This is a genomic window from Mesorhizobium sp. B2-3-11 (genome assembly GCF_006442215.1).
GTDB classification, from domain to species: Bacteria; Pseudomonadota; Alphaproteobacteria; order Rhizobiales; family Rhizobiaceae; genus Mesorhizobium; species Mesorhizobium salmacidum.
Window position 1 is genome coordinate 20,725 of record NZ_VFVS01000013.1, and the last position, 13,535, is coordinate 34,259.

12 protein-coding genes are annotated in these 13,535 nt (G+C 63.6%); 9 read left to right on the forward strand and 3 right to left on the reverse strand.

The features are described from left to right. Nucleotides 1–175 precede the first annotated feature (175 nt). The 7 genes from lpxC (at nt 176) to FJ960_RS18265 (ending at nt 8,327) form a co-directional block, all read left to right on the forward strand. Nucleotides 176–1,126, forward strand: coding sequence for a UDP-3-O-acyl-N-acetylglucosamine deacetylase (gene lpxC / locus FJ960_RS18235; protein WP_140715835.1), 951 nt, complete (start codon nt 176–178; stop codon nt 1,124–1,126). A 260-nt stretch (nt 1,127–1,386) separates the two neighbouring features. Next, the gene (locus FJ960_RS18240) at nt 1,387–2,256 is read left to right on the forward strand and encodes an outer membrane protein assembly factor BamD (protein ID WP_027141655.1); all 870 of its coding nucleotides are present in this window, start codon (nt 1,387–1,389) and stop codon (nt 2,254–2,256) included. A gap of 178 nt (nt 2,257–2,434) precedes the next feature. After that, the gene (gene recN, locus FJ960_RS18245; protein WP_140715836.1) at nt 2,435–4,108 is read left to right on the forward strand and encodes a DNA repair protein RecN; all 1,674 of its coding nucleotides are present in this window, start codon (nt 2,435–2,437) and stop codon (nt 4,106–4,108) included. Nucleotides 4,109–4,241: 133 nt separating this feature from the next. Further along, a complete protein-coding gene (gene ligA, locus FJ960_RS18250) occupies nt 4,242–6,446 on the forward strand; it encodes an NAD-dependent DNA ligase LigA (protein ID WP_140715837.1) in 2,205 nt (734 codons plus the stop codon). After that, entirely contained in the window at nt 6,443–7,138 is a 696-nt protein-coding gene (locus FJ960_RS18255) for a TIGR02453 family protein (RefSeq protein WP_140715838.1), read from the forward strand. The genes ligA and FJ960_RS18255 overlap by 4 nt, the downstream gene beginning before the upstream one ends. 167 nt (nt 7,139–7,305) lie before the next feature. Next, nucleotides 7,306–8,034 carry an AzlC family ABC transporter permease gene (locus FJ960_RS18260; RefSeq protein ID WP_140502434.1) on the forward strand — a complete coding sequence of 243 codons (729 nt, stop codon included), beginning with the start codon at nt 7,306–7,308 and terminating at the stop codon, nt 8,032–8,034. Beyond that, on the forward strand, nt 8,031–8,327 hold the full coding sequence (locus FJ960_RS18265; RefSeq protein ID WP_140502435.1) for an AzlD family protein: 297 nt from the start codon (nt 8,031–8,033) through the stop codon (nt 8,325–8,327). The genes FJ960_RS18260 and FJ960_RS18265 overlap by 4 nt, the downstream gene beginning before the upstream one ends. Nucleotides 8,328–8,355: 28 nt before the next feature. Here the strand turns inward: FJ960_RS18265 and FJ960_RS18270 are convergent, their stop codons facing one another. From FJ960_RS18270 to FJ960_RS18280, 3 genes are all read right to left on the reverse strand, one after another. Then, the gene (locus FJ960_RS18270; RefSeq protein ID WP_140715839.1) at nt 8,356–10,200 is read right to left on the reverse strand and encodes an aminopeptidase P family protein; all 1,845 of its coding nucleotides are present in this window, start codon (nt 10,198–10,200) and stop codon (nt 8,356–8,358) included. Nucleotides 10,201–10,395: 195 nt separating this feature from the next. Then, the gene (locus FJ960_RS18275; RefSeq protein WP_140715840.1) at nt 10,396–11,268 is read right to left on the reverse strand and encodes a 50S ribosomal protein L11 methyltransferase; all 873 of its coding nucleotides are present in this window, start codon (nt 11,266–11,268) and stop codon (nt 10,396–10,398) included. A gap of 11 nt (nt 11,269–11,279) precedes the next feature. After that, nucleotides 11,280–11,858 carry an SCO family protein gene (locus FJ960_RS18280; RefSeq protein ID WP_140502440.1) on the reverse strand — a complete coding sequence of 193 codons (579 nt, stop codon included), beginning with the start codon at nt 11,856–11,858 and terminating at the stop codon, nt 11,280–11,282. A 195-nt stretch (nt 11,859–12,053) separates the two neighbouring features. Here FJ960_RS18280 and FJ960_RS18285 point away from each other — a divergent pair, with 195 nt between their 5' ends. Together FJ960_RS18285 and FJ960_RS18290 are read left to right on the forward strand one after the other, a co-directional pair. Continuing rightward, nucleotides 12,054–12,572: a CreA family protein gene (locus FJ960_RS18285; protein ID WP_140502441.1), complete on the forward strand. Its 519-nt coding sequence runs from the start codon at nt 12,054–12,056 to the stop codon at nt 12,570–12,572. 83 nt (nt 12,573–12,655) lie between these two features. Next, entirely contained in the window at nt 12,656–13,297 is a 642-nt protein-coding gene (locus FJ960_RS18290) for a DapH/DapD/GlmU-related protein (RefSeq protein WP_140715842.1), read from the forward strand. The last annotated feature ends 238 nt before the right edge of the window (nt 13,298–13,535 follow it).

Consider the following 13,535-nt stretch of genomic DNA (forward strand, 5'->3'; position numbering starts at 1 on the left):
CAGTTCGCGGTTACAAAGAGTAAGAAACCGTGATTTGGAGTCTCCTTGCCGGGACATTATCTTCGCTGCCTACCATAGTCGGTATGCCGGGATTTCGGGGGAAGTAGCCCCGCCTGCCGATTTAACAAGAGCCGCGCCCTCGGGCTGGAGAAGCGGACCTAGGCATTACGGGCTCATGGGGATTGTCTTGCACGACCACCAGACGACAGTGAAGACGCGCGCGTCGCTTACAGGCACCGGCGTTCACAGCGGCAAAGAAGTTTCCATCAGTTTCCTGCCCGCGGATGCCGATACCGGCATCGTGTTCCAACTCCTTAATGGCGATGGGCAGGGCCGCGAATTCCGCGCCCTGTTCTCCGAGATCGGCGCCACTGACCTTTGCACAATGCTCGGCGATCCCTCTGGCGAGCACATCGCCACGGTCGAGCACATCATGGCGGCCCTGTTCGGGCTCGGCATCGACAATGTCGTCATCGAGATCAACGGCCACGAGGTCCCAATCCTTGATGGCAGCGCCATGGCGTTCGTCGAAGCCATCGACCAGGCCGGCATCGAGGTGTTGGCCGTCAAGCGGCGATATATCAGGGTGGTCAAGCCGGTCCGCATCGAGAACGGCGCCTCCTGGGCGGAGTTCAGGCCTTATGACGGTACCCGTTTCGAGGTCGAGATCGATTTCGAAAGCCCGGCGATCGGCCGTCAGCTCTTCGCATCGGACATCAATGCCGATATTTTCCGCCGCGACATCGCGCGGGCCCGCACCTTCGGCTTCATGAAGGACGTCGAGCGGCTGTGGGCCGCCGGTTATGCGCTGGGATCCTCGCTGGAAAATTCCGTGGTGATCGGTGATGACAACCGCGTCATCAATATGGGCGGCCTGCGCTATCCCAACGAATTCGTGCGCCACAAGACGCTCGACGCCATGGGCGACCTGGCGCTGGCCGGTGCGCGCTTCATCGGCTGCTTCCGCTCCTATCGCGGCGGTCACAGGCTGAACGCCGCCGCGCTGCGGCGCCTGCTGTCGGACCGCACGGCCTTCGAGATCGTCGAGACGACACGCCGGGAGCGTGGCCGGGCCGCCGAGATGAACGCCGTCAACGCGCCGCTCTATGCACCCTGGATGATCTGATTTTCTTAATCTTTTCGGATTCCATGGGGCATGGGTGTTGCATGAATGCATCATCCATCAGCGAAATTGCATAGATTTTCACGCCACGGTCCGCCGCCACAAAAATGTGCGATTGGCTGGACATAGCGTTGCCGGGCAAGGCGGTTATGGTTTATGGCTGCGGCCGTCTATTAGTGCATGTCGCTCAAAAGTGGGGATCAGTTTTGGGACAACAGCATGCAAGAGGCATTGAAATAACGCCGAAAGGGCGCAATCCAATCATGTTCTTCAAGCGAGTCGGTCAATCGAAAGCGCCGCAGCGGTCTGTTTTCCTGGCGCTTTCGGTGGTTGTTCCATCGCTCTTTCTGTCGGCCTGCATGTCGTCGGAGAAAGATATCGACTTGTCGACCTATGTCGACCAGACCGAGCCGGCCGACGTTCTCTACAATCAGGGCCTCGCCAACATGAATGCGGGACGCCTGGACGAGGCGAGCAAGAAGTTCGACGCCGTCGACCGCCAGCACCCCTATTCGGAGTGGGCGCGCAAATCGATGGTGATGGGCGCGTTCGCCGACTATCGAAAGGGCAGCTACGACGACGCGATCCAGTCGGCAAAGCGGTACCTGGCGCTTTATCCGTCCACGGATGACGCCGCCTACGCCCAGTACATCATTGGTCTCAGCTACTATCGCCAGATCAAGGACGTGACGCAGGACCAGAAGGAAGCACGCCAGACCCTGCAGACCATGCAAGACCTGGTGACGCGCTGGCCGACGTCGGAATATGTTGACGACGCCAAGGAAAAGATCCGGTTCGCCAACGACCAGCTCGCCGGCAAGGAAATGCAGATCGGGCGCTATTATCTGGAGCGCCGCGAGTACATCGCCGCCGTCAAGCGCTTCCGCACAGTGGTCGAAAACTATTCCAATACCCGCCATGTCGAGGAAGCGCTCGCGCGCCTGACCGAAAGCTATTACGCGATGGGATTGACCTCGGAGGCCCAGACTGCCGCCGCGGTGCTCGGTACCAACTATCCCGACAGCTCGTGGTACAAGGATTCCTACAAGCTGCTGCAGAGCAATGGGCTGGCACCGCGCGAGAATGCCGGATCGTGGATATCCAAGGCCGGGAAGCTGATTACCGGCGCCTGACCTCCGAGCGAAGCGCGCAGCGCGCTTTTTCGGATTGATCCGAAGCTCAAACAAAAAGATAGTGCGGCGCTGCGACTCCAACCGTCGGGTGCCGCTCTAAATCTTTTTGTTTTCGTGCCTGTCGTTATCCCGAAACCGGGTCCACTTTTTGGGCGGCATGCAATAGGTCCGGTTTCTCATGCTTTCCAGACTGTCGATCCGAGATATCGTCCTGATCGAAAAGCTGGACATCGACTTCCAGCCTGGTCTTTCCGTGCTGACCGGCGAAACCGGCGCCGGCAAATCCATCCTGCTCGACGCCCTGTCGCTGGCGCTCGGCGCGCGCGGCGATGCCTCGCTAGTGCGCCATGGCGCATCCCAGGGGCAGGTCATTGCCGTGTTTGATGTTCCGCGCAACCATCCGGTGCGCGCGCTGCTTGCCGAAAACGCCATCGAGGATGACGGCGACGTCATCCTGCGCCGCGTGCAGACGGCGGACGGCCGTACCCGTGTGTTCGTCAACGACCAGCCGTCCAGTGTGACGCTGATGCGCGACGTCGGCCGCGCGCTGGTCGAGATCCACGGCCAGCATGATGAACGCGCTTTGGTCGATCCCGGCGCACACCGCGATGTGCTCGATGCTTTCGGCGGCCATCTGGGTGCCGTCCGCTCGACCGGCGAGGCATGGCGGCACTGGCGCGCCTGCGAGCAGGAGCTGACGCGCCATCGCGCCAAGGTGGCGGCCGCCGCGCGCGAGGCCGATTATTTGCGCGCCGCGGTCGCCGAACTGACCAAGCTCGATCCGCAGCCCGGCGAGGAAACCGAACTTGCGGAGCTGCGCGCCCACATGATGCGCGCCGAGAAGATCGCCTCCGAAATCCACGATGCGCAGGATGTGCTGTCGGGTCCATCCTCGCCCTTGCCGCAACTGGCCAGCCTGCTGAGGCGGTTGCAGCGCAAGGCGACGGAGGCGCCCGGCCTGCTCGAGGACGTGGTCAAGTCGCTGGATGAAGCGATGTTGTCGCTCGATGCGGCGCAATCGGGCGTCGAGGCCGCGCTTCGGGCCACGGAGTATGATCCACAGCGGCTGGAAAAAGCGGAAGAGCGGCTGTTTTCGCTGCGCGCGGCGTCGCGCAAGCACAGCGTCGCCGTCGACGATCTGGCGCAGCTGCGCGACACGATGGTTGCCGATCTCGCCGATCTCGATGCCGGCGAGGAGCGCCTGCACGGCCTGGAAAGGCAGGCGGCGGCCGCGCGCGAAACCTACGACATCGCCGCCGCACAGCTGTCCTCGCTCCGCCATGCCGCGGCGGTCGGTCTGACCAAGGCTGTGATGGCCGAACTGCCGGCGCTGAAGCTCGAACGCGCGGCCTTCATCGTCGAGATGAAGAGCGAGGCCGAGACGCGCATGGAGGAGGGCATCGACCAGATTGAGTTCTGGGTGCGCACCAATCCCGGCACGCGGCCCGGGCCGATGATGAAGGTCGCGTCCGGCGGTGAGCTGTCACGCTTCCTGCTCGCGCTGAAAGTGGCGCTGGCCGATCGTGGTTCGGCGCCGACACTGGTTTTCGATGAAATCGACACCGGCGTGGGCGGCGCGGTGGCCGACGCCATCGGCCAGCGGCTGGCGCGGCTGTCGAAGCGCGTCCAGGTGCTTTCCGTCACCCACGCGCCGCAAGTTGCGGCGCGCGCGGCGACACATTTCCTGATCTCCAAATCGGGCAGCACCGACCGGGTCGCGACAGGGATTGCCGAGATGGACAAGACGGCGCGGCAGGAGGAGATCGCCCGCATGCTGGCCGGTGCCACGATCACCGACGAGGCGCGCGCCGCCGCCGAGCGGCTGCTCCGCGAGAATACAAACGCGGCATGAGACTATCCGGCGTCATGGGGCGAGTCAGGATATGGCTCCATCCTGCTGTTCAGGAATGATCTTTCCGAAAACCGGTTCCCACTTTTCCGGATCATGCTCTATGGTGACGCGCCACCGTTCAGGGACAAAAAGCATGGCCGAAAAACCTGTCGATTCGCTCAGCGAAAGCGAGGCTGAAGCCGAACTCCAGCGCCTTGCCGAGGAGATCGCCGGTCACGACCGGCGCTACCATGCCGAGGACGCGCCTGTTATCACGGACGCGGAGTATGATGCTCTGCGGCGGCGTAATCTTGCCATCGAGGAGCGTTTTCCCGGGCTGGTGCGTGAGGATTCGCCCTCGCTCAGGGTGGGTGCCGCACCGGCGGAAGGCTTCACCAAGGTGCGCCACGCCGTGCCGATGCTCAGCCTCGCCAAGGCCTATACTGACGCTGACGTTGCCGATTTCATCGAGCGCGGCCGGCGCTTCTTCGACCGCGACAAGGACCTCGACATCGCCTTCACCGCCGAGCCGAAGATCGACGGGCTGTCGGCGTCGTTGCGTTACGAAAAAGGCGTGTTCGTGCAGGGGGCGACGCGCGGCGACGGCGCTGTCGGCGAGGACATCACCGGCAATCTCAGGACCATCGCCGACATCCCAGCAAGGTTGAAAGGTTCAGGCTGGCCCGAGATCATTGAGATACGCGGCGAGGTCTACATGACCTATGCGGAATTCGAGGCGCTCAAGGCGCGCTCGGCGGCTGTCGGTGGCCAGGATTACGTCAATCCGCGCAATACGGCGGCCGGGTCGCTGCGCCAGAAGGATCCCTCCGTCACCGCCAGCCGCAATCTCAAATTCTTTGCCTATGCGTGGGGTTATACGACGGCGGATCCGGCACCAACACAGTACGAAGCGGTGCAGAAATTCGCCGATTGGGGTTTCAAGATCAGTCCGCTGATGGTGCGGGCGAAGTCGGTCGAGGAGCTGGTCGCGCATTATCACCGGATCGAGGAGCAGCGCTCGTCGCTCGGCTATGACATAGACGGCGTCGTCTACAAGGTCGACCAGTTGGAGTTGCAGCGCCGTTGGGGTTTCGTCACCGGTGAGCCGCGCTGGGCCGTCGCGCACAAATTCCCGGCCGAACAGGCGATGACGACCGTGCAGAGGATCGACATCCAGGTCGGCCGGACCGGCACGCTGGCTCCGGTCGCGCGGCTGGCGCCGGTGACGGTCGGCGGCGTGGTGGTGGAAAACGTCACGCTGCACAATGAGGACTATATCAAGGGCCTGGACAGCACCGGCCAGCCGATCCGCGACGGTATCGACGTGCGCATCGGCGACACGGTCGTGATCCAGCGGGCAGGGGATGTCATCCCGCAGATCGTCAGTGTCGTCGTCGACAAGCGTCCGCCCAATGCCGTGCCATACGAATTCCCGCACACCTGCCCGATCTGCGGTTCGCCGGCGACACGCGAGATCAACGAAAAGACCGGCAAGGAGGATTCACGGCGCCGTTGTACCGGCGAATTGATCTGCCCGGCGCAAGCAGTGGAAGGGCTGCGCCACTTCGTGTCGCGCGGCGCCCTGGATATCGAGGGGCTGGGCGCGGAGAACATCGATACTTTCTTCAATGCCGGGTTGATCAAGACCGCCGCCGATATCTTCACGCTCAGGGAGCGCCGGCCCGCCGTGACCAAGGCGCTGGCCGAGCGGCGCGAGGAGCAGGCCAGGCAGCGCGAGGCAGCGTCCGGCAAGACCCGCAAGAACGTGCGCAGCGTCGAGGACCGCAACTATGAGGGGCTCGACAAGCTGTTCGCGGCCATCGATTCGCGCCGAGAGCCGGAGCTCGACCGCTTCATTTTCGCGCTCGGCATCCGCCATATCGGCGAGACAACAGCTGCCGTCTTGGCCCGGACATTTTCAACCATCGAGGAGTTGATCCGCGTCGGCAAGGAGACGGCGGCGGCGGCGGATCCGCATGCCGTCTTCCCATCGATCAACGGCATTGGCGATACGGTGATCGATGCGCTGCGCGATTTCTTCGGCAATGAGCGCAATGACGACGTGCTCGAGAAGCTGCTGGAGCAGGTCAAACCGAAGCCGTATATCGTCACCGTCTCGGCCGACAGCGAGGTCGCCGGCAAGACGATCGTCTTTACCGGCTCGCTGGAAAAGATGACGCGCTCCGAAGCCAAGGCAATGGCCGAGCGTCTCGGCGCCAAGGTGGCCGGCTCGGTTTCGGCCAAGACCGATCTGCTGGTGGCGGGACCGGGTGCGGGCTCCAAGCTCAAGCTTGCCAGCGAACTCGGCGTTGAAGTCATCGACGAGGACACCTGGCTGCAGCGGGTCGGCAAGTCGTGACGGGCGAAGCGTTCAAGGGGTTCGGCTCCAAGGCAATTCCGTTCCTGAAGGCATTGGATTTCCACCAGAGTCGCGAGTGGTTCCTGGAGAATCGCGACTTGTTCGAAAAGGAATTGCGCGACCCACTGGGTGATCTCGTCGACACGCTTACGCAGCGTTTTGCGGAAGCCGGCCTCGGTCTGCGCGGCGATCGCAAGAAATCGCTGTTCCGCATCAACCGCGACGTGCGCTTCGCCAAGGACAAGCGACCCTATAACCGACATCTGTCGGCTATCCTGTCGCCGGACGGCACCAAGATGGAGCAGGGCGTGTTCTTCGTCCATATCGGGCTTGAGCGCTGCTTTGCCGGCGTCGCCTGGTGGCAGCCGGCGCCGGAACTGCTGACGGCCATGCGCAAGGCCATCGCGAGCCATCCCGATACGTTTCGCGCAGTGGTGGCGGCGCTGAGGAAAAATGGCCTCGAACTCGATGCCGAAGGCGGCATGAAACGCACGCCGCGCGGCTTCGAAGAGGTCGCCGACGAGGATCTTGTCGCTGCCATCCGCAACCGGCATTTCGCCGTCCGCCACGCGATCGATCCGGCTGGTATCCACGGGCCGGAGCTGGTCGAGGAACTTGTCGATTTCACCTTGCGCGCCAAGCCGCTGCTCGACTGGGGCAGGGCGATCGAGGGCAAGACCGCGAAGGACTGAGCCTCCACGCAAGCGTCGACGATCATTTCCGCTGATCGTTTGGCTCAAGCGAATTCGTGTGACACGGCAACCCATGCCACCTAAATACCGCCACTCCTTTTGTTGTCGTGCATGTCGTTGTCCCAAAACCGCTACGCAGTTTGGGCGACATGCATAAGGAGTGGCCGATGGCGACGGACGTGATTTCTGAGAGCGGCGGCAAAAGCGATTTCTGGCAGGGCGTACGGCTCTCCATGCCGGTCGTGGTGGCGTCGGCGCCGTTCGCCGTGCTGTTCGGCGCGCTCGCCGTCGACAATGGCTTCTCGGTCCTTGAAGCCTTCCTGATGAGCGCGCTGGTCTATGGCGGCGCCAGCCAGATGGTCGGCATCCAGCTGTTCGGCCAGCATGTCGCGCCGTGGCTGGTCGTGCTCTCGATCTTCGCCGTCAATTTCCGCCACGTGCTCTATTCCGCCGGCATCGGCCGGCGCATCGCGCACTGGCCTGTCATCCAGCAGGCTCTCGGCTATTTCATCCTCACCGACCCGCAATTCGCGGTCGCGGAGGCGCGGGCGCAATCCGGCCAAACGGTCGGCTTCGCCTGGTATCTGGGGCTTGGCCTGCCGGTCTATCTGTTCTGGATCGTCGAAAGCGCGCTCGGCGCGCTGTTCGGCAAGCTCATCCCGGACACCCATGCGCTGGGCATCGATTTCCTGCTGCCCATCTATTTCCTCGGCCTCGTGATGGGCTTCCGCAAGCGCCCCTTGTGGTTGCCGGTGGTCGTCGCCAGTGCCTGCGCCTCGATCGTCGCTTACAAGACGGTGGGTTCGCCCTGGCACGTCTCCATAGGCGCCGTCGCCGGCGTGCTGCTCGCCGTCATTCTGCCGCCGCGCCACAGCGGCGTGGAGGCAAGGTCATGAGCACAACATTCTGGATCATCATCGCCGGCGCGTTCGCCACCTATCTCACGCGCATCGGTGGCCATCTGGTCATCTCCCGATTCGATCACATCCATCCGCGCGTGGAAGCCGGTCTCAACGCCGTGCCGGCTGCCGTGCTGACCACGCTGGTGGCGCCGGAACTGTTGAATGCCGGACCGGCGGAGTGGGCAGCCCTGGTCGTCACGGCGGTGGTTTCGCTGCGTGGCGGGCTGATGGCGATGTTTCTGGCGGGCGCGGTGGCGCTGATCCTGGCACGGCAGTTCGTGGGGTAGGGCGCATCGCCCTTCAGCGCCTCAAAATTCAAATCTTCGCGTCGTGCGGCAGCGGTGCTGTCGCCTTTTCCAGCCAGGCGAGCGTTTCGCCGTCGAGCATCGGACCGATCTCGGACTGCACGCGGGCGTGGTAGGTGTCGAGCCAGTGCAGTTCGTCACGTGTCAGCAGGTCCGATCGCACCAGCCTGACGTCGATCGGCGCCAGCGTCAGCGTCTCGAAGCCGTGCATGGCGATGTCGCCGCCCTCGATCTGTTCGGCCGGCGTCACCAGGATGAGGTTCTCGATGCGAATGCCGTAGGCGCCTTCCTTGTAATAGCCCGGCTCGTTGGACAGCATCATGCCCTCGAGCAGCTTTTCGGTGCCGGTGCGGGCGATGCGCTGCGGACCCTCGTGCACAGCCAGGTACGAGCCGACGCCATGGCCGGTGCCATGGGCGAAGTCGCAGCCATGCTTCCACAACGCCATGCGGGCGACGGCGTCGATCTCGGAGCCGCGCGTGCCGGCGGGGAAGCGCAGCGTCGAAATGCCGATCATGCCTTTCAGCACCAGCGTGAAGCGCTCGCGCATCTCCTCGGTCGGCTGGCCGATTGGTACGGTGCGGGTGATGTCAGTGGTGCCATCCTGGTATTGCGCGCCGGAATCGAGCAGGAACAGCTCACCAGCCTGCAGCTTGCGGCTGGTGGCGCGCGAGACGCGGTAATGCATGATGGCGCCGTTCGGGCCGGCGCCGGAAATAGTGTCGAAGGAGACGTCGCGCAGCGGCATCTGGGTTTCCTCGCCGGTCTGCCGGCGGGTCTCTTCGAGCCTGGTAACGACCGCGATCTCGTCGAGGGAGCCGGGCTGCTGCCGGTCGAGCCAGCACAAAAGCTTGGCCACCGCCGCGCCGTCGCGGCGATGCGCGGCGCGTGAGCCGTTGATCTCGGCCTGGTTTTTGGTGGCGCGCGGAATACGGGCGGGATCGGGCGCGGCAATCACCGTGCTGCCATTGTCCTCGACCAGCATGCGCAGACGGTCGGCCGCCAGCACCGGATCGAGCGCGATTTTCGCGCCGCTTTTGGCAAGCGCCACGATCGCGGCCTCGAATTCGCCGGGCTCACGCGGATCGGCGAGCTGGGTGAGGTAGGCCGCCACCTGACGCGAGAACTTGCGTCGATCCATGAAAAGCTGGTGCGATCCGTCGGCGGCGAGAATGGCGAAGCCGAGCGCCAGCGGCGTATGCGGGACGTCGCCGCCACGAATATTGAAGGCCCAGGCGATAGAGGAGGGGTCGGTCAGCACCGCATGGGTGGCGCCGTCCTTGCCGATCGCCGTTGCCAGCCGCGCCAGCTTGTCCTTGGCGAGCTCGCCGGCAAAGCCGATCGGGTGCAGTTCGACCGGGGTTACGGGTGCGGCGGGCTGATCCTTCCAGATGATGTCGATCGGGTTCCTGTCTAACGGCACCAGCACCGCGCCGGTCTTGTCGGCGGAGGCCTGCAGCGCCTTGACCTCGCCGATCGTGTGCAGCCAGGGATCGAAGCCCAGCCGCGCCCCTTTGCCGATGTTGTCCCTGAGCCAGACAGCGGGCGGATTGTCGACCAGGCTCTCGATCGAAAAGATGCCGAGGTCGACTTCGCCCCGCACCTGCAGCGTGTAGCGCCCGTCGACAAAGACGAAGGCGCGGTCGCGCAGCACGACGGCGACGCCGGCCGAGCCGCTGAAGCCGGTCAGCCATTTCAGCCGTGCAGAACGATCGGCGACGTATTCGCCCTGGTGCTCGTCGGCGCGCGGAACGATGAAGCCATCGAGGCCATTGTCGCTGAGCCATTGGCGCAGCAGCGCCACGCGTGGCTTGCCGACTGCCGGATCGCCCGCGGAATCGAAGGTCTGGAACATGATGGGCCTCCTGATATCAGCTTGACCGTAGCGCATGGGCCTGGAAATCGGAATCGATTTCCGGCTGGCGCAACCTGCTACAGCATTGCCTGGCTGACAACCAAATGGGGCTGGTACAGACTTGGCCTGACGGCGCCGGCATTCTCTTGGCGGTGCCTTGCCGACAACCATTGATCGGCAATGGCTTTGCCGGCCTCAGCGCTTGAGGTGGATCGTCACCCAGCCTTCGCGGTGTAAGGTGCTGATATGGCGGAAATTCTGGCCGACATAGGCCGATACCACCGCATCACGCTGGCGGTCCAGGATGCCTGACAGCACGATCGAGCCGCCAAGCGCGATATGCCCTGCCATTTGCGGCGCGAGCCGCATCAGCGGCCGCGCCAATATGTTGGCGACGATGAGGTCGAAGGGTGCGCGCCTGGCGAAGATCGAGTGATGAAAGCCCGGCGCGGTCACCGTCTCGATGAGCGCCTTGACGTGGTTCAGCCGCGCATTGGCGGCGGCGACCTTGACCGCCACCGGATCGATGTCGGTGGCCAGCACCGGAATATGCGCCAGCTTGGCGACGGCGATCGCCAGCACCGCGCTGCCGGTCCCGAGGTCGAGCGCGTTGCGCGGGTGCTCGCGCCGCACGACTTTCTCCAGCATTTCGAGGCATCCGGCGGTGGTGCCGTGATGGCCGGTGCCGAAGGCAAGGCCCGCCTCGATCTCGATGGCGAGCTCGCCGCTATGGCGCTTCCTGCTGTCGTGCGCGCCATGGACGAAGAACCGGCCGGCGCGCACCGGCTTCAGGCCTTCCAGGGAACGTGCCACCCAGTCGATGTCGGGCAGCGCCTCGCGCTCGACCGGTCTCGACAAGGCGAGACCGGCGAGAATGTCCTTCAGCCGCGCCTCAACCGCGTCGACGTCGCCATCGGCATAAAGCGAGACCTCATGGATGTCGGCGTCTTCGTCGACCTCCAGCAGGGCGATCGGCAGGCCTTCATCCTCGAAGGACGTTTCGAGCGCCGCGAAGATGCGCTCGGCCTCGATCTTTCCGGTGGTGAAATGGAGCCGCGTTTGGGTCATGTGAATTCTGGTCAGCCGTTCGCGGCGAGGCGCTTCAGCTTCTCCACGGCGGTGTCGGCGCTCTCGCCATAGGCGATCGTGCCGGCAAAGTCGCCCTTGGCGTTGAGCAGCAGCACCGAGGCGGTGTGGTCCATGGTGTAGTCGCCGTCGCCGGTGTCGACCTTCTTCCAGTAGATGCCGAATGCCTTGGCCATGGCATGGACCTTGTCAGGGTCGCCGGTAATGCCGGTGATGCGGTCGGAGAAATTGCTGACATAGGCGTTCATGACCTGCGGTGTATCGCGCTCCGGATCGACCGAGACGAAATAGGCGTGCAGGTTCTTGCCGTTGTCGCCGAGCGTCTTCAGCCAGCCGGAGAGTTCGAACAGCGTGGTCGGGCAGACTTCAGGGCAATGGGTGAAGCCGAAGAAGACGACGCTGGGCTGGCCCCGGAAAGCGGCCTCGGTAATCGGTGCGCCTTTCTGGTCGACCAGGGTGAACGCCGCACCGAACGGCTCGCCGCCATAGTGGCCGCGATACCAGTCGAAGGTCAGCCAGCCGATGCCGGCGGCCATCAGGACGAGAATGCCGACCAGGATAGAACGCATCATCAGAAAAGTCCGTCTGTAATGTCATGGCGCGCCGGCCAAAGCCGTGCGCCCCTTGTTCGGTCACAGTCTTAGCGGTTCAGCCTCGCACAGGCAAAGTGCCGCGTTGCCGCAACCGCTGTGGTGTTGCCACATCTGCTTGCAAAGCCGCACAGCCCGCCCCACCTGAGACCGGCAACTCGAACCGAGGAGGCTTCTTTGCTCGAACTGATTGGGCTCAAACTGACTGGGCGGAAACTGATCGGCGGCGCGTTGGCGGCATGCGTTGCGCTTGGCGCCGGTAGCGCCGTTGCCGAGGAAGTCGGCAAGGTCGGCGTCGACTGGGTCGGCAACGACATCATCATCGACGCGATCAAGGACCCGAAGGTGGATGGCGTGACCTGCCATGTCTCCTATTTCGACCGAAGCGTCATCGACCGCCTGCACAAGGGCAATTGGTTCGAGGATCCCAGCGACTCCTCGATTTCGTGCCGCCAGACCGGGCCAATCACCATCGGCGACATCGACATGAGCGAGGGCGGCGAGGAGGTATTCAAGCAAGGTCTCAGCCTGATCTGGAAGAAGCAGGTGGTGAACCGCATCTACGACAAGAAGAACGAGACGCTGATCTATCTGTCGCACTCGCGCCAGGTGCAGAACGGCTCGGCCAAGATGTCGGTTACGACGGTGCCGCTCTACGGCCAGAACGTGGTGTGGAGCAACAGCAAGCCGAAATAGGCGGGCGAACTCTTCCTGGTGCTACTCTGACGATGATCGGCTCCTGCTTGCGGGACCAATCGACCTGACGTAAAGCCGCTGGCATGGACCGTTCCGAAGATCTCGTCGCGAAAGACCCCGAGCCGCGCATCCATCCAACGGCGGAGATGAAGGGCTGCAAGCTTGGCCGCTATGCCGTGATCGGCGAACGCGTCGTGCTGCGCGAGGTCATCGTCGGCGATTTCTCCTATTTCGAACGTCATGCCGAGGCGATCTATACGACGATCGGCAAATTCTGTTCCATCGCCGCCAACAGCCGCATCAATGCGCTGGAACATCCGATCGAGCGGCTGACCCAGCACAAGGTCAGCTATCGGCCGAACGAATATTTTCGCTGGCTGGGTGTCGATGCCGCGTTTCGCGACCGGCGGCGGTCGAAGGCCGTGACCATCGGCAATGATGTCTGGGTCGGCCACGGCGCGGTCATCTTGCCTGGCATCGCCATCGGCAATGGCGCGGTCATCGGCGCCAATGCGGTGGTGACGCGGGACGTGCCGTCCTACACGATCGTCGCCGGCGTGCCGGCGAAGCCGATCAGGCTGCGCTTTGCCCCTGAAATAGCGGTACGCATCGAGGCTCTCGCCTGGTGGGACTGGCCGGTCGAGACACTCGCCAGGGCGGTTCCCGACATGCAGGCAATGCCGATCGAAGCCTTCCTCGACCGCTGGGAAAACGACGCCGTTTAACTCCCGCGGAGAACGGTTTGGGCCTCGCCGTCACGGCTGCGCAGGGAACTATTCTTGACGCTCTCCGGAATGAAACCCCTTCCGCCATGCGGGGGTGGCGCGGCGGAAGGGGCTGGAGGTAACCCGCTGTAAAGCGGAAGGAACAGGCTCTTGCCTGCGCGGCTACCATGACATTGAACCGATAAGGTGTGTTTTGTGCCGAATGCGCGCTTCGCGTGCATTTAATTGCATCGGTTGT

Coding starts and splice junctions, on each gene's coding strand:
- FJ960_RS18280 (WP_140502440.1), bottom strand. CDS start 11,858: ATGATGCGTTCTATCCTGGTCGGCATTCTCGTCCTGATGGCCGCCGGC.
- FJ960_RS18275 (WP_140715840.1), bottom strand. CDS start 11,268: ATGACCCAAACGCGGCTCCATTTCACCACCGGAAAGATCGAGGCCGAG.
- recN (WP_140715836.1), top strand. CDS start 2,435: ATGCTTTCCAGACTGTCGATCCGAGATATCGTCCTGATCGAAAAGCTG.
- FJ960_RS18270 (WP_140715839.1), bottom strand. CDS start 10,200: ATGTTCCAGACCTTCGATTCCGCGGGCGATCCGGCAGTCGGCAAGCCA.
- lpxC (WP_140715835.1), top strand. CDS start 176: ATGGGGATTGTCTTGCACGACCACCAGACGACAGTGAAGACGCGCGCG.
- FJ960_RS18260 (WP_140502434.1), top strand. CDS start 7,306: ATGGCGACGGACGTGATTTCTGAGAGCGGCGGCAAAAGCGATTTCTGG.
- FJ960_RS18265 (WP_140502435.1), top strand. CDS start 8,031: ATGAGCACAACATTCTGGATCATCATCGCCGGCGCGTTCGCCACCTAT.
- FJ960_RS18290 (WP_140715842.1), top strand. CDS start 12,656: ATGGACCGTTCCGAAGATCTCGTCGCGAAAGACCCCGAGCCGCGCATC.
- FJ960_RS18240 (WP_027141655.1), top strand. CDS start 1,387: ATGTTCTTCAAGCGAGTCGGTCAATCGAAAGCGCCGCAGCGGTCTGTT.
- ligA (WP_140715837.1), top strand. CDS start 4,242: ATGGCCGAAAAACCTGTCGATTCGCTCAGCGAAAGCGAGGCTGAAGCC.